Source organism: Bartonella sp. MM73XJBT, assembly GCF_028618465.1.
GTDB lineage: Bacteria > Pseudomonadota > Alphaproteobacteria > Rhizobiales > Rhizobiaceae > Bartonella.
Window position 1 is genome coordinate 21,396 of the sequence record NZ_JAQISY010000010.1, and the last position, 14,881, is coordinate 36,276.

Genomic DNA, 14,881 nt, shown 5'->3' on the forward strand with positions numbered 1-14,881 from the left:
GTTCTGACACTACAGAGAAAGAAGTCTATCTTATTTTCTTACATATAGAAGGAACTCTGATTACCTTTTTATCCCTTAAAAGCATCAATGATTCACTGTATTTTATTGGAGAGTATTGAAGATTTGCTGATAATTAGTGCTATTAATTTCCAGAGGATGTTCTTTATTAGCAATTTGCAGCATTCCTAGCTTTAGATCTTCCCTTGTCATCATATCTATATTGGCACGAATATGAGGAGAGAGAGCATCAGGAGACGTATCTTGAGGCATAGTTACGGTCTTTATTTGATACACAATACGATTTGTTATAACTGGACCTTTTACGATGCCATAATGACCTTTTGGAGCAGAAAATAATGCTTTAATACCTTCAACTCCAAAAGTTTCAGATGAATCTTGGCGTCGTAGAGCTTGTGTTGTTTGTGTTATGAGACCAAGTGTATGAGCAAGAGAAATAAGACTTTTTCCTTCCGTGAGTTGTTTGAGAGCATTTTGAGCTTTTTCATCAAGAAGGCGTTGAATTTCTTCACTTTTCCATTGAGATAGAACATCTTTCTTAGCTTCTTCAAGTGTTCTATCGCGAGCGGGGATAACTTTATCTACCTTATACCAGAGATAGCCATCTGTTTGCAGAGAAAGAGGATCAAGATCGACTCCTTCATTTGCTTGATAAATGGCATTCAGTACAATGTCTTTTTCGGGTAAATCCGTGATTATTGTACCTTCAATTGTTTTTCCTGTTTTATCAAGAGTGATTGTCCGAAGAGATAATTTATATTGGTCAGCAAGTTCTTTAAGAGAAGCGCCTTCAAAACGAGCATTTTCGATTGCTGTATAATTATTACGTATGATATCCACAGCACGACTTTGGGCAAGTGTTTGCCGAATATTTTCTTCTACCTTTTCAAAGGGAAGAGAGGCTGAAGGTTCAATATGTATAACGCGAACGATAACAGGGCCTTGTAAATCATTAATTACAGAACTGATTTGTCCTTTCTTGAGTTCAAAGATTTCAGATGCAAGATGATTAGGAAGCTCGCTTTCTGTGAGAGGTCCTTTTTGTATATCACTAAGAGTTTTGTTTTCCGTTTTAACTAACGCTTCAAAACTCAATCCATCTGATATTTTTTTTGCTGCATTATCAGCAGCCTCGCGTGTAGAGAATCGCAACTCTTCAATGGTGCGTTTTTCAGGAATCATAAAACGTGAGGTATTTTGGGTGTAATAAGCTTTAGTTTCATCTAGGGAAATATCTTCAGGTTTTACAATATCAGCGGACGTCATAGATAACAAAGAAACAGTACGGTATTCAGGAGCACGAAATTCATTTTTATGCGTTTCAAACCACCTTTGCAATGTTTCCTGATCAGGATCAGAATTTTTTTCCTTTTCTTTTAAATCAATCACGAGATAATCAGCAATACGAGTTTCTCCTTGATAAAGAGCAAGGGCTTTGTAAAAGAGGTTTGGTGCCTTCATTCCAGATAATGAAGCTGCAATGAGTTGGTTACGCTTTTCTTTTTGGGTGTAATAGTCAAGGAAATTACTTTCGCTGATATGTAAATGTTGAAGATAGTTACGAAACAAATTTTGATCAAAAACACCATTTGTTTGAAACATATTATCAGCACTAAGAATACGAGCTATTGCATCTTTTGAAAGACTAATTTTCATTTTACGCACCTGTTCATCAAACAGTATATCGTGTTGTAATTGATTGAAAACAAAAGCTGGAATTTTATATTGCTGCATTTCATTTGGTGTGAACATTCGTCCAAGATGAGATGTAAACGCTAAACGCGCGCTTTGATCGACCAGTGCAAGACGATAATCATCAACAGTTATTGTGGATTTTCCAGAAGTAATAAGGTCTCTTTCACTCTTGGTGTGTAACTGTGGGATTCCCCATAAAAGGATGAAACATAAGAGTAAAATAGTAAGGAAAATTTTAAAAACCCAAGAATTTGCAGCATTTCTTAAGACGTCAAGCATTGTTCAATTCCATTTTTAGCATGCATTATTATCAAAGCAGTGATGGAATTTGCAATAAAGAAATAAAAGATGCAAGCTTAAAGACTTGCTTTCGTTTTATAATTTGGTACCTAAAGATAAACAATGTTTCGTGATAGTTTTTGAGGTGAAAATATGTCTCCAAATATTCGGCCTTTTATCGCTGGAAATTGGAAAATGAATGGAACCGGTGAATCACTTGGAGAATTGCGTGCCATTGCTGCGGGCGTGAGTTCTGATTTAGGCCGTTTATTTGAAGCGCTTATTTGTGTTCCAGCAACACTTTTATCACGTGCTTTTGATACATTGGGCGGTGAAAATCTTCTTCTAGGGGGGCAAAATTGTCATTTTGATGATCATGGACCTTATACTGGAGATATTTCGGCTTTTATGCTTAAGGAAGCCGGAGCAAGTCATGTCATTATTGGGCATTCAGAACGCCGCACAATTTATCAAGAAAGTGATGCAATTGTTTGTGCGAAAGTGCAAGCGGCGTGGCGAGCAGGTCTCGTTGCTCTTGTTTGTATTGGTGAAACATTAGAAGAGCGTAAAAGTAATAAAGTGTACGATGTGCTTACGCACCAGCTTGCAGGATCTTTACCAGACGATGCAACAGCAGAGAATACTATTATAGCTTATGAGCCTATATGGGCTATAGGTACAGGCAATACAGCTAGTGTAGCAGATGTTACAAGAGTTCATGATTTTATTCGTGATGAGATGCGTTCTCGTTTTGGGGGTGAAGGGGACAAGATGCGTCTGCTTTATGGTGGATCAGTAAAACCATCTAATGCATTTGAGCTTTTGAGTATTGCTCATGTTAATGGCGCTCTGATAGGTGGAGCAAGCTTAAAAGCAAGTGATTTTTTAACTATTTGCGATGTTTATCGTAAATTATAAGAGAGGAATCTTGGTTTCCCCTTGGATTATGCGTTATTTACGTGTAAAGAGCCATGGAGAGTTATTTGAAGAGCAAGGTTTATGCAAACAGTACTTATTATTATCCATTTTTTGGTCGTTATTCTTTTGGTTGGTATCATATTAATTCAACCTTCAGAAGGAGGTGGGCTTACTGCAAATAGTGGTTCTGGGTTAATGAGAACACGTGGCTCTAAGAATCCGTTAACGCGTTTGACTGCTATTTTGGCATGTTGTTTTTTTGTGGTATCCATTGGGCTTACCGTAGTGGGTAATATATCAAATTCTAGTTCTGACATTCTCAAGCGTATTCCGGCGAATTTAGAACAGAACTCTACAAATAAAGAAACGCCAAAAGTATCATCATCAGATAGTAAGCCTCAACCTTCCATTCTTGAGCAGCTAGGAGGTGTTTCGGTTCCACCTCAAGAGCAAAAACAGCCTACAAATTCTACAACAGAAAATCCGCTACCACCGGCCCTTGAAACTCCAATTCCGGATAATGGTACAAAATAGTTTTTTCAAAAGAGAGTAGATTTTTAAAAAGGTGTTTTGGTACCTTTTTTATTTTAGAGAAGAAAACAGTTTATTTTTGCATTTTTTGCTGGAAAAATCATTCTAAACTGCTTATCACCATAAGCCCATGGCACGTTATATTTTTATTACTGGTGGTGTGGTTTCTTCTCTTGGAAAGGGCATCGCTGCAGCGGCATTGGCAGCACTATTACAAGCGCGTGGGTACCGTGTAAGGCTTCGCAAACTTGATCCTTATTTAAATGTTGATCCAGGGACGATGTCGCCTTATCAACATGGTGAGGTGTTTGTGACCGATGATGGTGCAGAAACGGATCTTGATCTTGGTCATTATGAGCGTTTTACCGGACGTTCTGCAAATAACCAAGATAATATTACAACAGGACGTATTTATCGGAATATTATTGAACGAGAACGACGTGGTGATTATTTAGGAGCAACCGTTCAGGTTATTCCCCATGTTACTGATGAAATTAAGAAGTTTATTACTACTGGAAACGAAGAATTTGACTTTGTTTTGTGTGAAATAGGTGGAACGGTTGGTGATATTGAAGCGATGCCTTTTTTAGAAGCGATTCGTCAACTTCACAATGAATTACCACGTCATAATGTTGTTTATGTGCATCTTACCTTAATGCCTTATATTTCGTCAGCTGGTGAATTAAAAACCAAGCCAACACAACATTCTGTCAAAGAATTACAATCAATTGGTATTGCCCCCAATATTTTATTGGTGCGTGCAGACCGGCCTATTCCAGAAACAGAGCGAAGTAAATTATCACTTTTTTGTAATGTCCGCCAGAACGCCGTTATTCAGGCATTAGATATGCCAACGATTTATGATGTTCCCATAGCATATCATAAGGAAGGGCTAGATTCGGAAGTTCTTTCTGCTTTTGGAATAGAACCGGCACCTAAGCCCAAAATGGAGTGCTGGGAAGATATTACACATCGAATTCATCATCCCGAAGGGGAAGTGACAATTGCTGTTGTTGGCAAATATATCGGATTGAAGGATGCTTATAAATCCCTTACCGAAGCGATTGCCCATGGTGGTTTAGCCAATAAAGTAAAAGTTAATATTGAATGGATTGATGCGGAGCTTTTTGAAAAGGAAGATCCTACATCCACTTTATACAAAGTGCATGGGATTTTGGTTCCTGGTGCTTTTGGAGCACGTGGAGCAGAAGGAAAAATTCGAGCAATTCAATTTGCGCGGGAGCATAAAGTTCCATTTTTCGGCATTTGTTTTGGCATGCAATTGGCTTGTATAGAAGCTGCACGCAATATTGCTCAGATTGAGAATGCTTCATCAAGTGAATTGTGTGAAACCAAAAATCCGGTTGTTGGTTTGATGCGGGAATGGCTCAAAGGGGATGTTTTTGAGAAACGTACACAATATGGAGACCTTGGTGGGACAATGCGTCTTGGTGCTTTTGCTGCTGAATTAAAAGAAAAGAGCCATATTGCCCAAATTTATGGGATGACAAGGGTTTATGAGCGACATCGTCATCGTTATGAGGTCAATATTGATTATAAAGATAAACTAGAACAGTGTGGTTTAATTTTTTCTGGTATGTCTCCCGATGGTATTTTGCCAGAGGCGGTAGAATATACAGATCATCCATGGTTTATTGGTGTTCAATATCATCCAGAATTAAAATCACGTCCATTTGATCCACATCCACTTTTTTCTTCTTTTATTGAAGCAGCTGTAGAACAAAGTCGATTAGTTTAGTTGATAAATGAAGTTATTTGCTTTTTGAGGGATAAAATGTCTGAACAAAATGCCCCAAATGCTCTTGTGAAAGTTGGAAATGTTGTTTTTTCAAATGAAGCACCTTTTTCATTGATTGCGGGACCATGTCAGATAGAAAGTAGAGATCACGCTTTTGAAATGGCTGGTCGGATCAAGACAATTACCGATCAAGTTGGTATGAGATTTGTTTATAAATCAAGTTACGATAAAGCCAACAGGACATCTTTAGATGCGGCACGTGGTATTGGTCTTGAAAAAGCAATGGCTATTTTTGCTGATTTGAAGAAGGAATTTGGTTGTCCGATCTTGACGGATGTGCATACAGAAGAGCAATGCACGATGATTGCTTCCACAGTAGATATTTTGCAAATCCCTGCTTTTTTATGTCGTCAAACAGATCTTTTGGTAGCAGCAGCCAAAACGGGACGTGTTATCAATATTAAGAAAGGTCAGTTTTTAGCGCCGTGGGATATGAAGAATGTCTTAAGAAAGGTCACACAAAGCGGTAATCCGAATGTTATGCTTTGTGAGAGAGGAACTTCATTTGGTTATAACAGGCTTATTTCTGATATGCGTTCATTACCTATTTTACGTTCATTTGGTGCTCCTGTTATCTTTGATGCAACGCATTCTGTTCAAGAGCCAGGTGGTCAAGGCGATTCATCTGGTGGACAGCGTCAATTTGTTGGAGTTTTGGCGCGTGCAGCTGTTTCGATTGGGGTAGCAGGTCTTTTTTTAGAAACACATCAAGATCCTGATAATGCTCCTTCTGATGGACCGAATATGGTTAAAATTGATCAGTTGCAAAGATTGCTTGAGACTTTAATGGAATTTGATTATTTATCCAAAAGGATTAATTGAATATACAATTATAGGGGATATTGCATCATTATGGTGTTAAAAATAAATCGAGGGTTTTGTTGGATGAGGAAAAACACATGGCTATAATTGTTGATATCATTGGACGTGAAATACTTGATAGCCGAGGTAATCCAACGGTAGAAGTTGATGTTCATTTGGAAGATGGGGCTTTTGGCCGTGCTCTTGTTCCCTCTGGTGCATCAACAGGAGCTCATGAAGCTATTGAGCTTCGTGATGGTGGTATGCGTTATCAAGGAAAGGGTGTTGAAAAAGCAGTTTCTGCAATAAATGGCGAAATTCTTGAAGAGCTTGGCGGGCGAGATGCAAGAGATCAAATTGCCATTGATCAAGCGATGATTGCCTTGGATGGCACACCCAATAAAGCACGTCTAGGTGCGAATGCACTTCTGGGTGTTTCATTGGCTGTTGCAAAAGCGGCAGCAAATTCATTAAGTCTGCCTTTATATCGTTATATTGGTGGTGTACAAGCGCATGTTCTTCCCACACCTATGATGAATATTATTAATGGTGGTGTTCATGCTGATAACCCGATTGATTTTCAAGAATTTATGATTATTCCTATAGGAGCGCCGACAGTGAAAGAAGCTGTCCGCTATGGCGCTGAAATTTTCCATACGTTAAAAAAACGTTTAAAAGATGCAGGTCATAATACCAATGTTGGTGATGAAGGTGGTTTTGCACCGCAATTTAAAGGTGCGGAACAGGCAATTGATTTCATTATGGAATCTATTATAGCGTGTGGATATCAGCCAGGTGAGCAGATTGCTCTTGGTTTAGATTGTGCTTCAACCGAATTTTATAAAAATGGTTCGTATTTTTATAAAGGTGAGGGTAAATGTCGTGATGTGGGAGAACAAGTCGATTATTTAGCGCGACTTGTTGAAACTTATCCCATTATTACGATTGAGGACGGGATGGCTGAGGATGATTGGGAAGGTTGGAAGTTACTTACAAATTCGATTGGTACAAAATGCCAGCTTGTTGGTGATGATTTGTTTGTAACAAATTCCGCACGTTTGCGTGATGGTATCAAAATGGGAGCAGCCAATTCCATTCTTATCAAAGTAAATCAGATTGGCACGTTGAGTGAAACGCTTGATGCTGTAGAAACAGCGCATAAAGCAGGTTACCGTGCCATTATATCTCATCGTTCAGGTGAAACGGAAGATTCTTTTATTGCAGATCTTGCTGTTGCAACGAATTGTGGGCAGATTAAAACGGGTTCGCTTGCACGTTCAGATAGATTAGCAAAATATAATCAGCTCATTCGTATTGAAGAAATGCTAGGCAATCAGGCATGTTATGCTGGTTGTTTGCGCCGTTGATCGTGGTGATCATAACATTTTAAATGATGAATATCATTGGGATTGTAAGTTTAATTGTAGGAGATAGGGGGGGCAAAGATTTTATAGGTGTTAAAAGATGAGAGGTATAATTATCAGTCAAGATCAGGGAACTTATCTCGTTTCTGGAGATGATGGTAGGCGTTATCAATTTGCGACTTGGGATTGGCTAGGAAAAAATCCACCACGGATAGGTGATAGCGTTGATTTTGTGTGTGAAGGCGATAATGTTAATTCTGTTTTTCCATTGTTACAACAAGATTCAGAGCCTTCAAAGCCAATATTAGCACTTATTTGTTGGGTCTCTGGTGTATTTGGTGTTCATCGTTTTATGGTTGGTAAAGTGAAAACTGGTGCTTTAATGCTTATTCTCTCTTTAACACTTTTTGGCTTGATGGTTACAGGAATTTGGGTAATTATTGACTTTATAGTCATTACGGGGGGAAAGTTTACTGACAAAGATGGCAAGCAAATTACACGTTGGTAGAAATTTTGCATTACAAATAAAATATAAAAAGTAAATAATATTATTTACTTTTTTACAGTAAATGTATTAAAATATTGCATGTATTAAATATATAATAAAAAGCTCTAATGTGTATAGTTGTTAAAATATTTTAAAATTATGCACAATTGATTTAACAGTATAAAGAAAGACTGTACCTATTTTATTATGAATAAAATAGGTACACAAATCGTTCGTGTGTTTTGTATTACTCGTTTATAGCGGTGGGAAATTTAAGATCATTGGGGGGAATTTTAAGCTATTTCACTATCTATTTATTCTGGTGAGTACGGCTTGTATTCATGCCGTAAAGCTGATCAACAGTTTATCAAGAGAGCAAAAACTTATTTTATAAATAACAGTACGTAACAATTTTAGAGGTGGTAGAAATGAGAGGTAGAATTATTGGTCAGGATCAAAGTGTTTATCTAGTTTTGGGTGATGATGGTAAACGCTATCAATTCTCGAGTTGGGATTGGTTAGGAAAAATCCACCCAAGGTGGGTGATGCCGTTGATTTTGTGTGTGAAGGGGATAGCATTAAATCTGTTGTTCCTCTTTTGGGGCAACAACCGTCAGAACAACCACAAGCGATAGTGGCAATTGTTTGTTGGTTTTTTGGTTTATTGGGAATTCACCGCTTTATGGTTGGTAAAGTTGGAACGGGTGTTTTAATGCTTATTCTATCTTTATCAGTTATTGGGTTAACTGTGACTTTGATTTGGCGCGTTATTGATCTTGTATTTATTTTGACAGGGAAATTTACTGATAAAGATGGGAATAGAGTCACAAATTAGTAAAGAGCGTATATTAATATAAAAATAGTTAATGTGGCATGGCTATTTAGCATGTAATAACAAATTATTTGCATATGTAGATTTGGTAATGAGGTATTAATCAAAATTATGCATAGTTGAGCAAATGTTAAGAGAATTATGTTGTAAAGACTGTGCTATTATATGTGGACAAAGCAAAAACGCAGATCAATAAAAGTACGCTTTGTGCTCCCAATTATGACGGTGGGTGTTTTAAGCTATTTCAGTTATCACATTTACCATGGTGAATATGGGTTGTATTCACGCAGTGAAGTTAATCAGCGTATTGTTGAATTAGAAGAGGAACTTTATCAGGTAGAATCTGAACGGTTATCCATTGAAAAGCGTATTGCTCTTTTACGCAATGGGCACATTGAGAGAGATATGTTGGATGAGTATATTCGGAAGAATTTGAATTTCTCTAAGGCAAATGAGCTAACAATTCTAACGCCTTGAAAATGATATTAAAAGTCGATGAAAGATCACTCAATTTTTAAAAATATTTTAAAACAACTGCCGGTGAGAGCATTTAAGCTGATGGATAATGCTTGTAACTTTTGTTCGTAACGGTTATTCCTAAACAATCATAAAAGGGAGTTTAGTATGGCAGAAAAATCTAAAAAAGGTTCTGCATCGGTGGTGCACACTGCATTATCAAACACCACAAAGAGAGCACCAATAGCGCATTTTACAAAAAAAGAAGAAATTGATGCTTATCGTGAGATGCTTTTAATTCGTCGCTTTGAAGAAAAGGCGGGGCAGCTTTATGGTATGGGGTTTATTGGTGGATTTTGTCATCTCTATATTGGGCAAGAAGCTGTTGTTATTGGAACATTGCAGGCAGCAAAAGAAGGTGATCAGGTTATTACCTCTTACCGTGATCATGGCCATATGTTGGCGGTTGGTATGAGCCCACGTGGTGTCATGGCAGAATTAACGGGGCGTCGGGGTGGCTTTTCTAAGGGCAAAGGGGGCTCGATGCATATGTTTTCAAAAGAAAAGAATTTTTATGGTGGGCATGGCATTGTTGGTGCACAAGTCCCAATTGGCTCTGGGTTGGCATTTTCGAATCAGTACCTTGGTAAAGACAATGTGGCATTAGTGTATTTTGGTGATGGTGCTGCCAATCAAGGACAGGTTTACGAAAGTTTTAATATGGCTTCGCTTTGGAAGCTTCCTGTTATTTATATTATTGAAAATAATCAGTATGCTATGGGAACGTCTGTTGCACGAGCATCGGCCGAGACTGATTTTTCTCGTCGTGGTCTTTCCTTTGAAATTCCAGGTTTTGTTGTTGATGGTATGGATGTTCGGGCAGTAAAAGGAGCTGCTGATGAAGCAATTTCTTGGGCACGCTCAGGCAAAGGGCCAATCATTCTTGATATGCAGACTTATCGTTATCGTGGTCACTCCATGTCTGATCCAGCAAAATATCGCTCAAAAGAAGAAGTTCAGAAAATAAAAGAGGAACAGGATCCCATTGATCAAGTAAAGAATCGGATTCTTGAACAAGGCTTTGCAAGTGAAGACGATTTAAAATCTATTGATAAAGAGGTCCGTGCAATTGTTGCGGATGCAACAGATTTTGCACAGCATGATCAAGAGCCAGATGCTTCTGAGCTCTATACTGATGTTTTAGTTTGATGCGAGGGAAGCGAATATGTCTATTGATATTTTGATGCCAGCGCTTTCACCAACGATGGAAGAAGGTAAATTGTCTAAATGGCTCAAGAAAGAAGGCGATAAAGTGATCTCTGGTGACATCATTGCTGAAATTGAAACAGATAAAGCCATGATGGAAGTAGAGGCTGTTGATGAAGGTATTCTTGGTAAAATTTGTGTGCCTGAAGGTTCTGAAGGTGTGAAGGTTAACACCGTTATTGCAGTATTGTTGGAAGAAGGTGAAACGGTTGAGGGCATTTCACAAACGACCGATTCTCTAAGTATGCATCAAAAAACTGGGAACGCTTCTTTTTCTTCATCAGTGCTACAACCTCCTATTTTGGATACACTTCCTGATTTTGATATTCCAGCGGGGACACAAATGGTTACAATGACGGTGCGCGAAGCGCTTAATCAAGCTATGGCTGAAGAAATGCGACGTGATGAAAAGGTTTTTCTCATGGGGGAAGAGGTCGCACAATATCAAGGAGCTTATAAGGTTAGCCAAGGGCTATTGGAAGAATTTGGTGCACGCCGGGTTATTGATACACCAATTACAGAACATGGTTTTGCAGGATTGGCTGTTGGTGCTGCTTTTGGGGGATTGCGCCCCATTGTCGAGTTTATGACATTTAATTTTGCCATGCAGGCCATTGATCAAATTATTAACTCTGCAGCAAAAACCCGTTACATGTCTGGTGGACAAATGACTGCTCCTATGGTTTTTCGAGGTCCCAATGGGGCGGCTGCACGTGTTGGGGCCCAGCATTCTCAGTGCTACGCTGCTTGGTATAGTCATGTGCCAGGACTTAAAGTTGTCATGCCTTATAGTGCTGGGGATGCAAAAGGTTTGCTAAAAGCTGCTATTCGTGATGACAATCCTGTTATTTTCCTTGAAAATGAGATTTTGTATGGTCATCAATTTGATGTGCCTCAAATAGATGATTTTGTTCTACCTATCGGGAAAGCGCGTATTCATAAATCTGGACAAGATGTTACGATTGTTGCCTGTGGGATTGGTATGCATTATGCGATTCAAGCGTTGCCAGAAATTGAAAAACTTGGCATTGATGTTGAATTAATTGATTTACGAACCATTCGTCCAATGGATCTTCCAACAATTATTTCGTCAGTCAAGAAGACAGGTCGCTTGGTAACCATTGAGGAGGGATATCCTCAGTCATCTGTTGGAACAGAAATAGCAACGCGTGTTATGCAGCAGGCTTTTGATTATCTTGATGCGCCAATTGCTACCATTTCTGGTAAAGATGTTCCGATGCCCTATGCTGCTAATCTTGAAAAGTTGGCTTTACCGAGCACTTCTGAAATTGTTGAAGCCGTTAAGGCTGTAACTTATAGAACATAACGGAGGAAAGCACTATGCCCATTAAAATTACCATGCCTGCGCTTTCTCCAACAATGGAAGAAGGAAATTTATCAAAATGGAATGTTAAGGTAGGCGATAAAGTTTCTTCTGGTGATGTTATTGCTGAAATTGAGACAGATAAGGCAACAATGGAAGTAGAGGCCGTTGATGAGGGGACGGTTGCCAAAATTGTTGTTCCTTCTGGAACGCAAGGCGTTAAAGTAAATAGTTTAATTATGATTTTAGCAGCAGAAGGTGAAGACTTAGCCGAAGTGGCAAAAATTGCAGAAGAAAATTCTTCTGCTTTTGCCATGAGAGAAACAGAGGATGCAAAACAGATAGCTTCAAAGACAACACAAGCTTCTCATGTGTCATCGGTTCAGCAAGTCATACAGCAGGATAAAAAGGATATACGTTTTTTTGCTTCCCCCTTGGCTCGGCGGTTAGCAGCTCAAGCTGGTCTCGATTTATCACTTGTTTCTGGTAGCGGCCCCCACGGGCGTATTATCAAGCGCGATGTAGAAAAAGCTATGAGTGGTGATATTTTAACGACGCCTTCATCACAAACTGGTCCTTTGGTAGTGGCAGGTTCTTCTGACGAACAGATACTGACACTCTTCAAAGAGGATGAATATACATTCACATCTCATAATAATATGCGTAAAATAATCGCTAAACGTTTGGTCGAATCAAAACAAACAGTACCACATTTCTATGTGACGGTGGATTGTGAGCTCGATGCATTATTGGAACTGCGTGCGCAATTAAATGCTGCTGCACCAATAGTTAAGACGCAAGAGGGGGGAAAGCCCGCTTATAAGCTGTCCGTTAATGATATGGTTATTAAAGCTGTAGCACTTTCTTTAAAAGCTTTGCCCGATGCGAATGTTTCTTGGCTGGAAGGTGGAATACTCTATCACAAACACTGTGATGTTGGGGTAGCTGTTTCTGTTCCGGAGGGATTAATTACCCCAATTGTCCGCCATGCAGAGGAAAAGTCTTTATCGATTATTTCTAACGAGATGAAAGATTTTGCAAAGCGTGCACGTGAGCGCAAGTTAAAAATGGAAGAATATCAAGGGGGCACGACAGCTGTGTCAAATATGGGGATGTATGGTGTGAAAAGTTTTTCTGCTATTCTTAACCCACCGCATGCGACAATTTTTGCTGTTGGTGTAGGTGAACAACGTGCCGTTGTTAAAAATGGTGCATTAGGGATTGCGAGCATCATGTCTGTTACACTTTCCGTTGATCATCGTGCTGTTGATGGTGCACTGGCAGCAGAACTTGCACGGACTTTTAAGAAGATGATTGAAAATCCATTAGCAATGCTCATTTGAGTTTTTAAAAATGCTTCACGTGAAATGTTTGTATGCGTGATATGTTAATATTGTAAAAGCGGATTTAAAGAGTTTAATTAGAGGTATTGCTGTTGATTTGGCAAAGGCATTTTATGTGAAACTGAGAGTGAAAGACACAAGAGAATTTTGTCATATTATTTTTTTAGTTTTAAGCTCAAAGAGTGTGTATCTGTTTTGTGTATATCCATGGAGGGATTACTGTGGCGAATCTTTATGATGTAATTGTGATTGGATCTGGACCTGGTGGATATGTAACCGCAATTCGTGCGGCACAATGTGGCTTCAAGACTGCGATTGTTGAACGTGAACATCTAGGTGGAATTTGCTTAAATTGGGGATGTATTCCAACAAAGGCGCTTTTGCGTTCAGCAGAAATAAAACATTTGGCTGAGCAGGCAAAAAATTATGGTTTAAATCTTAACGGTTCCATTGAAGCAAATATAAAAGATGTTGTTGCGCGGTCACGCGCCGTTTCAGGGCGTTTAAATGCTGGTGTTGGTTTTTTAATGAAGAAAAACAAAATCGATATTATTTGGGGTGAAGCAAAATTTACAAAGGCCGCAAAAGGAAGCCAGCTTGCAGAAATCGTGGTTTCTGCATCATCCAAACCGATTATGCAACCGCAAAATCCAGTACCTAAAGGAACATTAGGAGAAGGGACTTATCAAGCAAAATACATCATTATCGCAACGGGCGCACGTCCTCGTGTGCTTCCTGGTATTGAACCAGATGGAAAGCGCATTTGGACTTATTTTGAAGCGATGATTCCCCATGCAATACCGAAATCACTTTTGGTTATGGGATCTGGGGCAATTGGCATTGAATTTGCTTCTTTTTATCATGATATGGGAGCCGAGGTCACTGTTGTTGAAATGATGCCTAACATCATGCCGGCTGAAGATATCGAAATCTCTGCATTTGCTTGTAAACAGTTAGAGAGAAAAGGTATCCGTATTCTTAGCCAAGCAAAAGTAACAAAGGTTGAAAAAGCTGCCGATTCTCTCATTGCACATATTGATGTGAAAGGTAAGACAGAAATGGTCACAGCGGATCGATTGATTTCAGCTGTTGGAGTTCAGGGCAATATTGAAAATTTGGGGCTGGAAATATTAGGCATAAAAACCGATCGTGGATGCATTGTAACCGATGAATGGAGTTGGACAGGTGTAGAGGGTATCTATGCCATTGGTGATGTCGCTGGTCCACCTATGTTAGCACATAAAGCAGAAGAAGAAGGTGTGATATGCATTGAACGTCTTGCAGGTTTGGAAAATGTTCATCCGCTTGATAAGAGAAAAATTCCAGGCTGTACTTATTGTACACCGCAAGTTGCATCCGTAGGGCTTTCGGAGGCGGCAGCAAAAGAAGCAGGGTATGATATACGAGTTGGTCGTTATTCCTTTTCAGCGAATGGTAAAGCGATTGCTTTGGGTGAAGATCAAGGCTTAGTGAAAACTATTTTTGATAAAAAAACGGGACAGCTTCTTGGTGCCCATATGGTAGGGGCGGAGGTAACAGAACTGATACAAGGTTTTGTTATTGCCATGAATCTGGAAACAACCGAGGAAGAATTGATGCATACTGTCTTTCCGCATCCGACATTATCGGAAATGATGAAAGAAAGTGTATTGGATGCTTATGGTCAAGTTTTAAATGCTTGACGACTGGAGCGCCAATAAAAAATTTGGTGTTTAATTTGCTCATTGGCACTCCATATTGATAAGGCA

12 protein-coding genes and 1 pseudogene are annotated in these 14,881 nt (G+C 39.1%); 12 read left to right on the forward strand and 1 reads right to left on the reverse strand.

Translation table 11 applies throughout. From position 1 onward, the window contains the following. Window positions 1-102 precede the first annotated feature (102 nt). Window positions 103-1,992, reverse strand: coding sequence for a peptidyl-prolyl cis-trans isomerase (locus PVV69_RS04970; protein ID WP_273756694.1), 1,890 nt, complete (start codon window positions 1,990-1,992; stop codon window positions 103-105). Window positions 1,993-2,145: 153 nt separating this feature from the next. Here PVV69_RS04970 and tpiA point away from each other — a divergent pair, with 153 nt between their 5' ends. The 12 genes and pseudogenes from tpiA to lpdA all read left to right on the forward strand — a co-directional run bounded on the left by tpiA (window position 2,146) and on the right by lpdA (window position 14,815). Further along, window positions 2,146-2,910: a triose-phosphate isomerase gene (gene tpiA / locus PVV69_RS04975; protein WP_273720818.1), complete on the forward strand. Its 765-nt coding sequence runs from the start codon at window positions 2,146-2,148 to the stop codon at window positions 2,908-2,910. Window positions 2,911-2,991: 81 nt separating this feature from the next. Continuing rightward, window positions 2,992-3,444 (forward strand): preprotein translocase subunit SecG, encoded by a 453-nt coding sequence (secG, locus tag PVV69_RS04980; protein WP_273756695.1) that lies wholly within the window; start codon window positions 2,992-2,994, stop codon window positions 3,442-3,444. Window positions 3,445-3,571: 127 nt separating this feature from the next. Beyond that, the gene (locus PVV69_RS04985; protein ID WP_273756696.1) at window positions 3,572-5,200 is read left to right on the forward strand and encodes a CTP synthase; all 1,629 of its coding nucleotides are present in this window, start codon (window positions 3,572-3,574) and stop codon (window positions 5,198-5,200) included. A gap of 36 nt (window positions 5,201-5,236) precedes the next feature. Continuing rightward, entirely contained in the window at window positions 5,237-6,082 is an 846-nt protein-coding gene (gene kdsA / locus PVV69_RS04990) for a 3-deoxy-8-phosphooctulonate synthase (protein WP_273720821.1), read from the forward strand. Window positions 6,083-6,159: 77 nt separating this feature from the next. Next, complete coding sequence (gene eno / locus PVV69_RS04995) at window positions 6,160-7,428, forward strand: phosphopyruvate hydratase (protein WP_273756697.1); 1,269 nt, start codon at window positions 6,160-6,162, stop codon at window positions 7,426-7,428. Between the two features lie 97 nt (window positions 7,429-7,525). Continuing rightward, window positions 7,526-7,933: a TM2 domain-containing protein gene (locus PVV69_RS05000; protein WP_273756698.1), complete on the forward strand. Its 408-nt coding sequence runs from the start codon at window positions 7,526-7,528 to the stop codon at window positions 7,931-7,933. 407 nt (window positions 7,934-8,340) lie between these two features. Then, window positions 8,341-8,747, forward strand: a pseudogene (locus PVV69_RS05005) (NINE protein). A gap of 162 nt (window positions 8,748-8,909) precedes the next feature. Next, window positions 8,910-9,221 carry a septum formation initiator family protein gene (locus PVV69_RS05010; RefSeq protein ID WP_273720825.1) on the forward strand — a complete coding sequence of 104 codons (312 nt, stop codon included), beginning with the start codon at window positions 8,910-8,912 and terminating at the stop codon, window positions 9,219-9,221. Between the two features lie 147 nt (window positions 9,222-9,368). After that, window positions 9,369-10,409, forward strand: a complete 1,041-nt coding sequence (gene pdhA, locus PVV69_RS05015) for a pyruvate dehydrogenase (acetyl-transferring) E1 component subunit alpha (RefSeq protein WP_273756699.1) — start codon at window positions 9,369-9,371, stop codon at window positions 10,407-10,409. A 16-nt stretch (window positions 10,410-10,425) separates the two neighbouring features. After that, entirely contained in the window at window positions 10,426-11,793 is a 1,368-nt protein-coding gene (locus PVV69_RS05020) for a pyruvate dehydrogenase complex E1 component subunit beta (RefSeq protein ID WP_273756700.1), read from the forward strand. A gap of 14 nt (window positions 11,794-11,807) precedes the next feature. Further along, entirely contained in the window at window positions 11,808-13,133 is a 1,326-nt protein-coding gene (locus tag PVV69_RS05025; RefSeq protein WP_273756702.1) for a pyruvate dehydrogenase complex dihydrolipoamide acetyltransferase, read from the forward strand. A gap of 221 nt (window positions 13,134-13,354) precedes the next feature. Beyond that, window positions 13,355-14,815, forward strand: a complete 1,461-nt coding sequence (gene lpdA / locus PVV69_RS05030) for a dihydrolipoyl dehydrogenase (protein ID WP_273756703.1) — start codon at window positions 13,355-13,357, stop codon at window positions 14,813-14,815. Window positions 14,816-14,881 lie beyond the last annotated feature (66 nt).